The organism is Blastococcus sp. CT_GayMR19, from assembly GCF_004570385.1.
Classification (GTDB): Bacteria; Actinomycetota; Actinomycetes; order Mycobacteriales; family Geodermatophilaceae; genus Blastococcus_B.
In genome coordinates, this window is record NZ_SPQL01000020.1 from 40,868 (window position 1) to 54,514 (window position 13,647).

Genomic DNA, 13,647 nt, shown 5'->3' on the forward strand with positions numbered 1-13,647 from the left:
ACCGAGCCGCAACATCTGAGGAGGTTCGCCGTGCAGCTGGAGAACTCGTTCACCGTGCCCGTGCCCATCGACGAGGCCTGGCGGGTGCTCCTCGACATCGAGCGGATCGCGCCCTGCATGCCGGGTGCGGCGCTCGACTCGGTCGACGGTGACGACTTCACGGGTCGGGTCAAGGTCAAGCTGGGCCCGATCAACCTGACCTATCAGGGCAAGGCGTCCTTCATCGAGAAGGACGAGGCCGCGCACAAGGCGGTCATCGACGCCCGCGGCAAGGACCAGCGGGGCAACGGCACCGCGGCCGCCGTCGTCACCGCGAAGCTGAAGGCCGAGGGGTCGATCACCCGCGTCGACGTGCTGACCGACCTCAACATCACCGGCCGGCCGGCCCAGTTCGGGCGCGGCGTCATGACCGACGTCGGCAACAAGCTCCTGGGCCAGTTCGCCGACAAGCTCGCCGCCCAGCTCGGGGAGGGTGACGCACAGGGCGACGCCGAGCGTGCGGAGAGCGCCGCCGCGAAGGTGGCCGCCACCGCGTCCGGGGCCGTCGAGGAGATCGCGGCCTCCGCCGAGCAGGCCGCCGGGGACGGTCCCGCCGGCCAGGCCGTGAAGAAGGGAGCGGCGGCGACCAAGAAGACCGCTGCTGCCGCCACGGACAAGGCGACCGGCACGACGGACACCGTTGCCATCGATGCGCCGGCCGCTGCCGACAAGAAGGCGCCGGTGAAGGCCGTGCCGCCGCTGGCCGAGACAGTGCCCGCCACCGCGGACACCACGTCGGCGGCGAAGGCCGGCGCCCCGGCGGCCAAGGACAAGGCGCCCGCGACGGCGAAGGCCCCGAGCGGGCCGCCGAAGGGAACCACCGCTCCGCCGAGCAAGCCAGCGTCGGGCGGCCCGGTGCGCAGCGTGCCGTCGACCACTCCCGCCGCGTCGCGGCCGCGCCCGGTCGTGGAGCCGGAGCCGATCGACCTGCTCGAGGTCGCCGGCGGCGCCGCGATGGCCCGGTACGCGGCACCTGCCGCCGGTATCGCTGCGGTGGTGGTTCTCGTCCTGCTGGTCGTGCGCCGCCGTCGCCGCGGCTGAGCGCGGCCTCGGCCGCTTCTCCCGGCGGGGCCGGGCGCCTCCCCGTCGTGCACCGGGACAGGGACCGGACCGCCCAGAATTGTCGGACCCCTCCCGTAGATTCGCTCATGTGTTCGAAGGCGGCGGTTTCGGGGTCGGGGTGACCGTCACCGAGCTCCATGTCGAGCCGTGGCCGGTGGAACTGCTGCCCCCTGGCGTCACCGACCGCCCGACGCGGCTGGGCGAGATGATGCCGGCCGACGCGCGCACAGATGCCGAGATCGCCGTCGAGCTGCAGCGGATCCAGCAGATGGAGGCACGGCTCGCTGCCTACACGGCCGAGCTGATCGCCGAGCTGGCGTCTCGTCGTCCGGACAGCGGTGACCGGCAGATCGGGGAGCCGGGGGCGGCGTCGCCGGACTGGGCTCCGGGCCCCGGCCGCGAGGCGGCGCCCGGGGTGAGTGAGTTCTTCGCCGACGAGCTGGCGCTCGTGCTGAACTGCTCCCGGACGGCCGCGACGAAGCTCGCCGACGGCGCCGCGATGCTGACCGAGCGGCTACCGGAGACGTGGGCCGCGCTCGCCGACGGTCTGCTGGACTGGCCACGGGCCCGGGCGCTGGCCGCCGAACTGCTCGAGCCGGCCCGCGACCTGGAGCCTGACGTGATCGCCCAGGTCGAGGCGGCCGTACTTCCCCGGGCGAGGGCCCTCTCCATCACCCGGCTCCAGGCTGCGGTGCGCAGCGAGCTGCTGCGCCACGACGCGGCAGCGGCCGACCGGCGCCGCCGGCAGGCCGAACGGGCCGCCGACGTCGTGGTGCGCCCCGCCCGCGACGGGATGGCCGAGCTGTCTGTCTTCCTTCCGGCGCCGTTGGCCGCTGCGATCCGGGAGACCGTCGACCCCTACGCGGGGATGGCCAAGCGCGACGGCGATCCCCGCCCGATCGGTCAGCTGCGGGCGGGCGTCCTCGGCGACCTCGTCCTTCGCCCGTGGGACGACACCCGGCCACCGGTCACCGCGCACCTCGCCGTGCTCGCACCGCTGGGAGCCCTGGCGTCGGGCGCGAGTGGTCACGACGCCTGCGCCGTCGCGCACTTCCCCGCGCACGCCGCGGGCTCGGCCCACACATCGCCCACCGGCTGCCAGGAACATGAGGCAGCGGCGGTCGACGGCCAGCCGATCACCGTCGCGCAATTGCGGGATCTGCTCGAGCAGCTGGACGCGTTCTGCCCTGGCGGGCTGCAGGCTCCGGCCGGGGGTTCGCTGAACATCGCCCTGGTCGATCCCGGCACCGGCGCACTTCGGGCCATCGTCACCCGCTCTGAACTCGAACGCCTCGTCCGACGCGGCTGTCCCGAGCATCCTGGGGGGCCATGTCGGTGCCCGGTGGTGGACGGGCCGCCTCCGGTGGATCGGTACGTCCCCACTCCGGCTCAGCGCCGCTTCGTCACGACCCGGGATCGCACCTGCCGTCATCCGGGTTGCCGCAACGGTGCCGCGTGGGCCGACCTCGACCACGTCGTCCCGCACTCCCTGGGCGGCAACACCGCCTGTGAGAACCTCTGCTGCCTCTGCCGCAGTCATCACCGGCTGAAGACCCACGCGGCCGGCTGGCGATTCGTCATGACTGCCGACCGCGTGCTGGCGGTGACCACACCCAGCGGCGTCACCCGCACCACCCGACCGCCAGGGGTGCACGTATCGGCCGGACCACCGGGGACGCACCCGTTCGACGATGACACACCGCCCTTCTGACCGAGGCGTTCGAACGACCGAGCCACGTGGGCGGTCGGTGCCCGGCGGCGCGAGGCCGAGGGGGATCGCCCAGACAGCCGGCCGATGAGTTGGAGCCGGTGCGCTGGTCGTAGGGGGCGACGGCCCTATCAGCGAGGGAGCTTCGCCAGCTCATCGGGACGCTGGTTCGACCGCCGTGACCACCAGCCGTCGTCTCGAGCCGATGCAGACGCCGGAACGCACCGCCGCGCCGTCTCGCCAAGGCTCGCATTTGCCGGCGAACCGCGACGAGGTGACCCATAGGCACCCTGCCTGTCCCAGAGCGGCCCACCTAGGGACACCTCTTGGCCCGGTGGAAGTCAGGACACGGTCGAACCGCAGCGCGTCGAGGCGGCGGGCGATGCGGGCTCGGGCCTTGACGTCGCACTTGCATTTTGCAAGTGTTGGCCGCATGAGCCTCTTCATCACCTGCCCCGTCGAGAGCGTCGAGCGCGCGACCGCCTTCTACACAGCCCTCGGCTGGACCCTCAACGCCGAGATGTCCGATCACAACGTGTCGTGCTTCGCGATCGCGCCCGAGCAGTACGTCATGCTCGGCAGCCGCGAGATGTACGCGAGCGTCGGCGGCGTCGAGGAGGTGGTCGGTGGACCCCACACGCCCTCGAAAGTCACGGTCTCGTTCGACCTCGGCAGCCGCGAGGCGGTCGACGAGCTCGCCGAGCGCGCCGGCGCCGCCGGCGGGCGAATCGGTGAGACCGACGACTACCCCTTCATGTACCAGCGCCAGTTCGACGACCCCGACGGCTATCACTACTCGCCGTTCTGGATGAAGCCGGCCGCCGATCCGACCGCATGAGCGACCTTGCCGCGGCCCTCGACATCGTCGGAGCACGGTGGGCCCTGCTCGTCGTGGAGCGGCTGCTCGACGGGCCGCAGCGCTACGGCGATCTGCAGCGCGACCTCGGAGTGCCGACGAACATGCTCGCGACCCGCCTGCGCGAGCTCGAAGCGGCCGGCGTACTGACCCGTCTGCCGCTCCGGCACAACACCCGGGCCTACGCGCTGACCGATCGCGGCCTTGCCTTGCGCGAGGCGATCGTCGCGCTCGGACGCTGGGGCGCCGAGGAGGCCTGAGCCTCGCGCGGAATCACGGGTCGCTCCGACAGGTCGAGCCCGGCTTGCACCGACGTTCGCGCTCAGGCAAGGCGACGACTGTCCCCTAGGCCGCCTTCTGGGCGACGGTTCCGGAACGCCTTACTGATCCCACGACACCAGCGTGTCCCGTACTCAGCCGGAGGTGAGTTCGCTCAGCCAGGACAGGGCCGCCGCCGCGACGACGTCGACGTTGCGCTTCAGGGAGTGGTCGCCCGGGACGGCGTAGACCGACGCGCGCGCCCGGCCGGACAATGCGGCAGCCACCTCCGCCGGCCGGCCCATGGCATCCGTCTCGCCCTGCACGACCACCAAGGGCACCGCCACGGCGGTCAGCTCGGCGGCGCGGCTCTTCTCGGGCCGGCCGGGCGGGTAGAGCGGGAAGGCGAGGGCCAGCACACCGGCCGCGCCGCGCTCGGCCGCCGTCCGGCAGGCGACCCGAGCCCCGGCGCTCCGGCCGCCGAGCACGAGCGGCCCGGTGATCCGGCCGTCGGCATCCAACTGGTCCAGGACCGTCCGCCAGGCCTCGTCGAGCCTCGGCGGGGCCGGGGCGACCCGCTGGCGCGCCACCCGCCACGGCTGCTCGACCCGGATCACGCGCCAGCCCGCGGCGGCCGCGCCCACCGCCACCGCGAGCAGGTCCACCGACTCCACGCCGCCACCTGCCCCGTGGCCCAGCACCAGCGTGCCCCGCACGGCCCCATCCGCCTCGGTGGTGTGCGTCCGCGCCGGGCCGAGGGAGGTGGCGATCTCGACGGGGGTCATGCCTCGGGGAGCGCCAGCAGCGCCTCGACGGCACCCGCCAGGTTCGGAGCGCTCGCGTGCGGCGGCTCGTAGACGGCCGGGTAGACCCGCTCGCTGCGCGGGAACCAGGCGCCGGTCAGCCCCGCGCGCTGGGCGCCCAGCACGTCCCAGCCGTGGGCCGCGACCAGGGCCATGCGCGCCGGGGCGACGTCGCAGACGCCGGCCGCCCAGAGGTAGACCTCGCGGGCGGGCTTCCATGCCCGGATCACCTCGCTGGACAGCGAGCGCTCGACCAGCGCCGTCACCCCGCCCCGTTCCAGGCCAGCCTCGGCGACCCCGGGGGACCCGTGGGTCAGCGTGACCACGCGGATGCCGGCCGCGACCAGCCGGCGCAGGGCCGGCTCCACGTCGGGATGCGGAGCGAGCTCACCGAATGCCTCGGCGACCTGCCTGCGGGTGGCGGCATCGAGGTCGCTCTCCTGGGCCAGGGCCGCGTCGAAGGCGTCGCGGAACCGGCACCACGAACCGGTGGAGGACGCGGCGATGCCCGTCAGCAGGGTCCGCGCGAAGACGGTCGCCAGCAGCGACTCCGGCCGGCCGGCCTCGACCAGTGCCGCACGGACGGGAGCCAGGTCCAGCAGGGTCTCGTTGACGTCGAACGCGACGACCTCGGGGCGGGTGCGGGTCATGCGGTCGGGCGGTCGGCGTCGGGGTCCGCGCTGAGCGTCTGGTCCCCGTCCGGCCCGTACCGGCCCGCGCGACCGCGGTAGACCTGGGTGATCCGCCGGTAGACCATCCAGCCGACGGCCAGGACGACGGCCGCGACCACGGCGTAGTCGAGGTACTTGAGGTTGTTCCGCACGAAGTCCCCGGCGGCCACACCGAGGCCGATGAGCACGCTGTTCCAGATCAGGCTGCCAGCGGTCGTGAAGAGCAGGAACTGGCCGAACGGCATCCGCACGACGCCCGCCGGCACCGAGATGAAGCTGCGCACGATCGGCACCATGCGGCCGAAGAAGACCGCCGAGCGACCGTGCCGCGCGAACCAGTCGAAGGTCTTGTCCACGTCCTCGGTCTCCACCAGTGGCAGCCGGTCGAGGAAGGCGTGCGAGCGGCGCGGGCCCAGCGCCTTGCCGATCCAGTAGAAGAAGATCGCGCCGAGCACCGAGCCCAGGGTGGCGAAGAGGACCACCGGGACGACGTTCATGTCGCCGCTGCGGATCAGGACCCCGGCGAGTCCGAGCACCGCCTCGCTGGGGATCGGGGGGATGACGGTCTCGGCCAGGATGGCCAGGCCCACGCCGATGGGCCCCAGGCCCTGGACCAGGTCGAGCAGGAAGCCGGTGATGCCGCCCTCGTCGGATGCGGCGGCGGCGAGGAGCGACATGGGGTCCACGGTATCGGCGGGTCCGGGCGGGCGCCGCGACCCGAGCCGGATCCGCCGCTAGGTTCGGGTCCCATGCGGCTTCGGATCACGGCCCGGGCAGTCGTCGTGGGGGACCGGTCCGGAACCGTCGTCCCCGATGCGGTGCTGGACGTCGACGACGGGCGGATCACGTGGGTGGGCCCGGCCGGGGACGCGCCTCCGGCCGGGAACGCCGAGGTCACCGCGCTGCCGGGGATCCTGGTCCCCGGCCTGGTCAATCTGCACTCGCACGCGCCGATGGTGCTGTTCCGGGGCCAGGGCGAGGGGCTGCCGCTCGACCGATGGCTCCGCGAGGTGATGTGGCCGCGGGAGGCGCGGCTCACCGCCGACGACGTCGAGGTCGCGATGACCGCCGCGTCGGCGGAGATGCTGCGCAACGGGATCACGACCAGCGTCGAGATGTACTTCCACGCCGAGCGGATCGCCGCAGCGGTGGGGGCGACGGGGGCGCGGGCGGTCATCCCCGCGCCGCTGGTGCCGCTGCCCGGGATGGGCCCGCTCGAGGAGCAGCTGCAGGCGGCCGTCGACCTGGCCGCGGGTGCCCCGTCGGACGGCAGCGTCGAGTACGGGATCGGGCCCCATTCCGCGTACACCGTGCCGCTCCCGGTGCTCCGGGACGCCGCCCGCGCGGCACGGCAGCACGGCCTGCTGCTGCACCTGCACGTGGCGGAGACCGTGGCGGAGGACGCCGGGCTGCTCGCCGAGCACGGGCTCTCGGTGCCCGCGCTGCTCGCGGCGAACGACGTCCTCGGCGGGCGGGTGCTGGCGGCCCACTGCGTCCACCTGGACGAGGCCGACCTGTCGCTGTGGCGGGAGCACGACGTCGCCGTCGCCCACTGCCCGGCCAGCAACGCGAAGCTGGCCAGCGGCATCGCGCCCCTGCGGGCCATGCTCGACCGGGGCATCCGGGTGGGCATGGGCACCGACGGCCCGGCGTCCAACGACGGTCTGGACCTCTTCGCCGACCTCCGGCTGGCCGCGCAGCTCGCCCGCCTGGCGGGCCGCTCGGCCGAGGCGCTGACCGCGGCCGAGGCGTTGTGGCTGGCCACCGGCGCCGCCGCCGACGCCATCGACCGGCCGGACCTCGGACAGCTCGAGGTGGGCCGGCGGGCCGACATCGTGCACGTGGACACCCGCGACCTCGTGTTCGAACCCGTCGGGGACCCGGGGGACCTGCTCGCGCACCTGGTCTGGTCCGGTGCCGGGCGGCACGTCCGTGACGTGTGGGTGGGCGGCCGCCGGGTCGTGCGGGACGGCACGTCGACCACCGTGGACACCGAGGAGCTGCGGGTCGACGTCGCCCGGCGGGCCGCCCGGCTGGCAACGGGCTGAGCGCGCCCGGCCGCGCGCCGGGTGGTCGAGCGTCCCCGGTCCGGAGCCCGCTCCGGACTCGCTGGATCTTTCTCAACCAAATGGTTGACAACGAACACCGAAGGGTTCAGTCTCTTACTCAACCGCAAGGTTGAATAAGAGGAGGACGACGTGGCGGCAGATCCGCTCTCCCGGGTGTTCTCGGCGCTGGCCGACCCCACCCGGAGAGACATCGTGGCGCGGCTCGCGATCGGCGACGCCACTGTCAACGAACTCGCCGCGCCGTACGACGTGACCGTCCAGGCCGTCTCCAAACACCTCCGGGTGCTGGAGGACGCCGGCCTGGTGAGCCGGAGCCGGGAGGCGCAGCGCCGCCCGGTGCACCTCGAGGCGAATGTGTTCGACCTGATGACCAAGTGGATCGAGCGCTACCGGCGGCAGGCCGAGGAGCGCTACCGCCGTCTGGACGACGTCCTGCGCTCCATGCCCGATGCCGTTGACACCACCCCACCGAAACAGGAAGGAACTCCGTCATGACCAGCACCACGCACCACGAGACCCAGATCGTCGCCGACCCCGACGTCCCGATCGTGCGGATCATCCGCGAGTTCGACGCCCCGCCGGAGAAGGTCTACCGCGCGCACGTCGACCCCGAGCTGGTCGCCCAGTGGATGGGGCCGAACAGCACGCAGACCCGGATCGACGAGTGGGACTGCCGCACCGGCGGCTCCTGGCGCTACGTGGCGATCCAGGGGGACGAGGAGTACCGCTTCTACGGCAGCTTCCACGAGGTCCGGCCGAACGAGCTCATCGTCCAGACTTTCACCTTCGAGGGCTTCCCCGACGGCGTCGCGCTGGAGAAGCTGGTGCTCGAGGACCTCGGCAACGGCCGCACCCGGCTGACCGCGACGTCCCTGGTCGACTCCTTCGAGGGCCGCGACGGCTTCCTCGCCAGCGGCATGGATGTCGGCGTGAACGAGGGCTACGCCAAGCTGGACGAGCTCCTCGCTCGCAGCTGAACCATCGGGCCCCATGTTCCCGCGGGAACGTGGGGCACCTCGTCCCACTGAAGACACGACGTCCCACTGAAGACACGACGTCCCACTGAAGACACGACGTCCCACTGAAGACACGACGTCCCACTGAAGACACGACGTCCCACTGAAGAGGAGCACCTCGTGGAGATGAAGCTCGAACTGGTACCGATCCCGGTCACCGACGTCGACCGGGCCAAGGCGTTCTACGCCGACCAGCTCGGTTTCCACGTCGACGTCGACGTGCGCCCGGCCGACGGGGTGCGGGTCGTCCAGCTGACGCCGCCGGGGTCGGCCTGCTCCATCGGCATCGGGACGGGCGTCCCTGCCTACGAGGGCACGCCCGGATCGGTGCGGGGCCTGCACCTGGTCGTCACCGACATCGAGGCGGCGCGCGCCGAGCTGATCGGCCGCGGGGTCGACGTCGGCGAGATCCAGGACGTCGGAGGCGGGGTCACCTACGCAGGCTTCGAGGACCCGGACGGCAATTCCCTGACCCTGCAGCTGATGCCGTGGCGCACTGGCGACGCCTTCTGATCCGCTAGGGCCGCAGCGAGATCGTGTCGCCGCGTGCAACGGTGCGCAGCTCACCGGGCAGCTCGCGGCGGCCGACCTCGGCCAGGAAGTCCCCCAGCGGTGATCTGAACCGGTCGTAGTCGTCGAAGTGGATCGGCACGGTGACCGGCGGCTCCAGCAGCTCGACCAGGTCGGCGCCCTGACGGGCGTCCATGGTGACGGTGAGGCCCAGCGCCCTCGTGCCGCCGAGGTGCGGGATGAGGACGTCGAGCGGGCCGGTCCGCTCCAGCACCTCGGCCAGGAACGGCCGGTAGAGGGTGTCGCCGGAGATGTAGCCCCGCCACGCCACTGTGTCGTCCGAGTCCCGCCCACCCGCCACCCCGCCCCGGACCAGCTCGACGACGCTGCCCATGACCTGGGGCAGCACCCGCGCCAGCGGTCCGGGCCCGTGGACGCCGGGCACGGAGGTGATCCGCAGGGTGTCGGTGCCACGCGTGAACTCGTGCGTCTGCCAGGGCTGGAGGTCGGCGGTCCCGGTGAAGCCGCGCTGGGCCAGGCACTTCGCGGCCTCCGGTGTGGTGACCACGGGCGTGGCCTTGGGCAGCGACTTCGTGGCGATGCGGTCCCAGTGGTCGCCGTGCATGTGCGACAGCAGGATCCCGTCGAGGGCCGGCAGCTGGGTGGGCTGCAGCGCCGGGTCGGTCAGCCGCCTGGCCCGCAGCCCGTGACCCAGGTAGGCACGCTGGCCGCGGCGCAGGAAGTTCGGGTCGGTCAGCACCGTGAAGGGGCCGACGCGCAGCAGCATCGTGGCGTTCCCGCCGAAGGTCAGCGTGACGTCGTCCCCGGATCCGGCCATGGCTGCCGCCGTACCCCGCACCTCGGTCTTCCGACACCCGGGGGGCGGGAGCCTGCTGGTAGACAGAGGCCCGTGCCGCGCACCGTCGACGAGTCGTTCCTCGCCCTGCCGCTGTCCGCGCTGACCGACGCCGCCCTCACCCGGGCGCGGGACCTCGGCTGCGAGCACGCCGACCTCCGGGTGGAGCGGATCCGGACCCAGACGATCCGGCTGCGCGACGCGCGCCCCGAGGCGTTCCTCGACGGGGAGGACCTCGGCCTCGCCGTCCGCGTGGTGCTCGACGGCACCTGGGGCTTCGCGGCCGGCGTCGTCCTCACCGCAGCCGAGGCCGTCCGGCTGGCCGAGCAGGCCGTCGCCGTCGCGACGGTCTCGGCCGCGATCAACAGCGACCGGGTCGAGCTCGCGCCCGAGCCCGTGTACCCCGACGCCACCTGGGTCTCCGACTACGAGATCGACCCCTTCACGGTGCCGGACGCCGAGAAGTCCGGGCTGCTCACCGAGTTCTCCGAGCAGCTGATGGCCGCCGACGGCGTCGAGCACGTGCAGACCAGCTGCATGCTGGTGAAGGAACAGAAGTACTACGCCGACACCGCGGGCACCCGCACGCGGCAGCAGCGGGTGCGCCTGCACCCCGACTTCACCGCGCTCACCGTCGACCGGGCCACCGGCTCGTTCGAGAGCATGCGCACGCTCGCCCCGCCGGCCGGCCGCGGCTGGGAGTACCTGACCGGCGACTCCTACGACTGGCGCACGGAGCTCGCCGAGATCCCCGAGCTGCTGCGCGAGAAGACGAAGGCGCCGTCGGTCGAGGCCGGCCGCTACGACCTCGTCGTCGACCCGTCCAACCTCTGGCTCACGATCCACGAGTCCATCGGGCACGCCACCGAGCTCGATCGTGCCCTGGGCTACGAGGCCGCCTACGCCGGGACGTCGTTCGCCACCGTCGACAAGCTCGGCACCCTGCAGTACGGCTCGCCGCTGATGAACGTCACCGGTGACCGCACCGCCGTCCACGGGCTGTCCACGGTCGGGTGGGACGACGAGGGCGTCGCGGGCCAGCAGTGGGACATCGTCAAGGACGGCGTCCTGGCCGGGTACCAGGTGGACCGGAACATGGCCCGCCTGCGCGGGCTGCCCCGCTCCAACGGCTGCGCGTTCGCCGACTCCAGCCGGCACGTGCCGGTGCAGCGGATGGCCAACGTCTCGCTGCAGCCGGCCCCCGACGGGCCGACGACCGAGGAGCTCATCGGCGGGGTCCAGCGCGGCGTCTACGTCGTCGGCGACAAGAGCTGGTCGATCGACATGCAGCGCTACAACTTCCAGTTCACCGGCCAGCGGTTCTACAAGATCGAGGGCGGACGGCTGGCCGGGCAGCTGCGCGACGTGGCCTACCAGGCGACGACGACGGACTTCTGGGGCGCGATGTCGGTGGTCGGGGGACCGTCGACCTACGTGCTCGGCGGCGCCTTCAACTGCGGCAAGGCGCAGCCGGGGCAGACCGCGCCGGTGAGCCACGGCTGCCCGACGGCGCTGTTCGAGAACGTGAACATCCTCAACACGGTCCACGAGGCCGGCCGGTGACCGGCGCCCGGCGACCGGCACGACGCACGGCCCCAGGAGCGGAGCGATGACGCAGTACAGGGCTCAGGAGATCGTCGAGCGGGCGCTGGCGGCATCCACCGCCGACGACCAGATCACCTTCGTGGTCGAGAGCTCGGAGGCCAACCTGCGCTGGGCGGGGAACAGCCTGACCACCAACGGCGCCATGCGCTCCCGCTCCGTCGTCGTCATCTCGTTCGTGGACGGCGGGAAGGGCATGGCGGCCGGCACGGTCAGCCGCACCGGGACGCCGGACATCGGTGCCCTCGTCGCCGCGAGCGAGCAGGCCGCCCGCGACGCCGGACCGGCCGAGGACGCCGTCCCGCTGGTGAGCGAGAAGCCCCCGGGCGCCGGCGACTGGGACGCCGACCCGGCGTCGACGTCCATCGAGGTGTTCGCCGACTTCGCCCCCGCGCTGGGGCAGGCCTTCGGCGAGGCGCGGGACCGCGGTGAGCTGTTGTTCGGCTTCGCCGAGCACTCGATGGAGACCACCTACCTGGGCAGCTCCACCGGGCTGCGGCTGCGGCACGACCAGCCCACCGGCCGGGTGGAGCTCAACGGCAAGAGCCCGGATTTCTCGCGTTCGGTGTGGGCCGGCACCGGCACCCGCGACTTCCGCGACGTGTCCGTACCCGACCTCGCCGCCGACGTCGCCCGCAAGATGGCCTGGTCGCAGCGCCGGATCGAGCTGCCGGCCGGGCGGTACGAGACGCTGCTGCCGCCGTCCGCGGTCAGCGACCTGATGATCTATCTGTACTGGACGATGGAGGCCCGGGACGCCGACGAGGGCCGCAACGTGTTCGCGAAGCCCGGCGGCGGCAACCGGGTGGGGGAGCGGCTGGCGCACCTGCCGCTGACCCTGCGCAGCGACCCTGCGGCGCCGGGGCTGGAGGCGGCGCCCTTCCAGGTGGTGGGCGCCTCGTCGGGCACTGCCTCGGTGTTCGACAACGGCATGGCCACGCCGGCGGTGGAGTGGATCTCCGGAGGCACGCTGACCAACCTGATCCGGCCGCGCGCCTGGGCGCTGAAGACGACGGCCCCCGCGACGGCCGCCGTCGACAACCTGATCCTCGAGGACCCGACGGCGACCGCGACCCAGGAGGAGATGCTCGCCTCGACCGAGCGCGGCCTGCTGCTCACGACCCTCTGGTACATCCGCGAGGTGGATCCGCAGACGCTGCTGCTCACCGGGCTCACCCGCGACGGCGTCTTCCTGGTGGAGGGCGGCGAGGTGACCGGCGCGGTGAACAACTTCCGGTTCAACGAGTCCCCGGTCGACCTGCTGGGCCGGGCGGTCCAGGCCGGCACGACCGAGCGGACGCTCCCGCGCGAGTGGAACGACTGGTTCACGCGGACGGCGATGCCGACGCTCCGGGTGCCCGACTTCAACATGAGCAGCGTCAGCCCAGCCAGCTGAGACTCCTGTGACGGGTGAGAATCACGCCCGTGTAGTTCCGCCAACGCCCGTCGGCGAGCCTGGGAAGTAATGACGGCGACGACTTGTGCGCGGGTGATTACGCTCAGTACCAGTGAGGCGATGCGGCCACACGGGAGCGGCGCGGAAATTTACGTCCAGGGGATGTAGAACCGCCCAATTCCTGCCGATACCTCTGTCAGTACAGCTTTTCTCAACCCGATCCGGGGTCTCCACTCCGGACGGGCTGTCGAGGGGAGGACTCCATGAGCCGGAGTCGTAAGCCGTCCGTCTTCCAGGTGGGCAAGGTCCGCGATGACGGTCGTACCGTCGTCATCTCCGGCTGGGGTCTCGGACTCTGCGCCGCCGGCTGTGCCTGCCACCGTCACCCCTCGTCCGGGCACCTCGCGATCGCCGAGGACCAGGCCGGTGGCCGCCTCGGGCTGGTCACCTTCGACGAGGACTGCGGCTGCTGCGAGGCGTGGACGGCGGAGGAGCTCGCCGGCATCCTGCGCGACCTCAAGGCCGTCACCAGCCTGCAGTCGCAGGAGCCACTCGCCGGCTGAGCCGGAGAACTCTTCCCGCGCACCCGCGTGGGCGACATTGTGCGCCCGGGGCGCATTCCCTTGGCGGAATGCGCCCCGGGCGCATTTGTCGTGTGCAGGAATCGAGCCGTTCGCCCGGGCAATTCTGAGCGTGGGGAACGCAACCCGCGTGGCGCATGAAGTCTCCTGGGTCGCATGTGACACGCGTTGCGGCACCGCAGACTCTGACCAGCGCGCCGTCCACTACTTGTCGATATCG

General features: G+C 72.5%; 15 protein-coding genes. 11 read left to right on the forward strand and 4 right to left on the reverse strand.

All coding sequences use genetic code 11. From position 1 onward, the window contains the following. The first annotated feature begins 30 nt into the window (after positions 1 to 30). From E4P39_RS20245 to E4P39_RS20260, 4 genes are all read left to right on the forward strand, one after another. The gene (locus E4P39_RS20245; protein ID WP_135138387.1) at positions 31 to 1,080 is read left to right on the forward strand and encodes an SRPBCC family protein; all 1,050 of its coding nucleotides are present in this window, start codon (positions 31 to 33) and stop codon (positions 1,078 to 1,080) included. Between the two features lie 109 nt (positions 1,081 to 1,189). Next, positions 1,190 to 2,812 (forward strand): HNH endonuclease signature motif containing protein, encoded by a 1,623-nt coding sequence (locus E4P39_RS20250; RefSeq protein WP_135138388.1) that lies wholly within the window; start codon positions 1,190 to 1,192, stop codon positions 2,810 to 2,812. A gap of 430 nt (positions 2,813 to 3,242) precedes the next feature. Further along, entirely contained in the window at positions 3,243 to 3,647 is a 405-nt protein-coding gene (locus tag E4P39_RS20255; RefSeq protein ID WP_135138389.1) for a VOC family protein, read from the forward strand. Beyond that, the gene (locus tag E4P39_RS20260; protein ID WP_135130485.1) at positions 3,644 to 3,925 is read left to right on the forward strand and encodes a helix-turn-helix domain-containing protein; all 282 of its coding nucleotides are present in this window, start codon (positions 3,644 to 3,646) and stop codon (positions 3,923 to 3,925) included. Before E4P39_RS20255 ends, E4P39_RS20260 begins: the two co-directional genes overlap by 4 nt. Positions 3,926 to 4,078: 153 nt before the next feature. Here E4P39_RS20260 and E4P39_RS20265 read toward each other — a convergent pair whose 3' ends face one another. The 3 genes from E4P39_RS20265 to E4P39_RS20275 are packed head-to-tail and all read right to left on the reverse strand — an operon-like array spanning position 4,079 to position 6,074. Then, complete coding sequence (locus tag E4P39_RS20265; RefSeq protein WP_135138390.1) at positions 4,079 to 4,708, reverse strand: alpha/beta family hydrolase; 630 nt, start codon at positions 4,706 to 4,708, stop codon at positions 4,079 to 4,081. Continuing rightward, the gene (locus E4P39_RS20270) at positions 4,705 to 5,376 is read right to left on the reverse strand and encodes an HAD-IA family hydrolase (RefSeq protein WP_135138391.1); all 672 of its coding nucleotides are present in this window, start codon (positions 5,374 to 5,376) and stop codon (positions 4,705 to 4,707) included. The genes E4P39_RS20265 and E4P39_RS20270 overlap by 4 nt, the downstream gene beginning before the upstream one ends. Then, entirely contained in the window at positions 5,373 to 6,074 is a 702-nt protein-coding gene (locus tag E4P39_RS20275) for a DedA family protein (protein WP_135138392.1), read from the reverse strand. The genes E4P39_RS20270 and E4P39_RS20275 overlap by 4 nt, the downstream gene beginning before the upstream one ends. 72 nt (positions 6,075 to 6,146) lie before the next feature. Between E4P39_RS20275 and E4P39_RS20280 the strand changes: the two genes are divergently transcribed. The 4 genes from E4P39_RS20280 (at position 6,147) to E4P39_RS20295 (ending at position 8,995) form a co-directional block, all read left to right on the forward strand. Continuing rightward, entirely contained in the window at positions 6,147 to 7,445 is a 1,299-nt protein-coding gene (locus E4P39_RS20280; RefSeq protein WP_135138393.1) for an amidohydrolase family protein, read from the forward strand. A gap of 150 nt (positions 7,446 to 7,595) precedes the next feature. Next, positions 7,596 to 7,961, forward strand: a complete 366-nt coding sequence (locus E4P39_RS20285) for a metalloregulator ArsR/SmtB family transcription factor (protein ID WP_135138394.1) — start codon at positions 7,596 to 7,598, stop codon at positions 7,959 to 7,961. Further along, positions 7,958 to 8,443 carry an SRPBCC family protein gene (locus E4P39_RS20290; protein WP_135138395.1) on the forward strand — a complete coding sequence of 162 codons (486 nt, stop codon included), beginning with the start codon at positions 7,958 to 7,960 and terminating at the stop codon, positions 8,441 to 8,443. Before E4P39_RS20285 ends, E4P39_RS20290 begins: the two co-directional genes overlap by 4 nt. A gap of 165 nt (positions 8,444 to 8,608) precedes the next feature. After that, positions 8,609 to 8,995 (forward strand): VOC family protein, encoded by a 387-nt coding sequence (locus E4P39_RS20295; RefSeq protein WP_245159990.1) that lies wholly within the window; start codon positions 8,609 to 8,611, stop codon positions 8,993 to 8,995. Between the two features lie 4 nt (positions 8,996 to 8,999). On the opposite strand, the gene E4P39_RS20300 is transcribed toward E4P39_RS20295, so the two are convergent. After that, positions 9,000 to 9,830 (reverse strand): MBL fold metallo-hydrolase, encoded by an 831-nt coding sequence (locus E4P39_RS20300; protein WP_135138397.1) that lies wholly within the window; start codon positions 9,828 to 9,830, stop codon positions 9,000 to 9,002. A 72-nt stretch (positions 9,831 to 9,902) separates the two neighbouring features. Between E4P39_RS20300 and E4P39_RS20305 the strand changes: the two genes are divergently transcribed. From E4P39_RS20305 to E4P39_RS20315, 3 genes are all read left to right on the forward strand, one after another. Then, positions 9,903 to 11,411: a TldD/PmbA family protein gene (locus E4P39_RS20305; protein ID WP_135138398.1), complete on the forward strand. Its 1,509-nt coding sequence runs from the start codon at positions 9,903 to 9,905 to the stop codon at positions 11,409 to 11,411. Between the two features lie 46 nt (positions 11,412 to 11,457). After that, positions 11,458 to 12,846 (forward strand): metallopeptidase TldD-related protein, encoded by a 1,389-nt coding sequence (locus E4P39_RS20310; RefSeq protein ID WP_135138399.1) that lies wholly within the window; start codon positions 11,458 to 11,460, stop codon positions 12,844 to 12,846. A gap of 263 nt (positions 12,847 to 13,109) precedes the next feature. Then, positions 13,110 to 13,409, forward strand: coding sequence for a hypothetical protein (locus E4P39_RS20315; RefSeq protein ID WP_135138400.1), 300 nt, complete (start codon positions 13,110 to 13,112; stop codon positions 13,407 to 13,409). Positions 13,410 to 13,647: the final 238 nt, after the last annotated feature.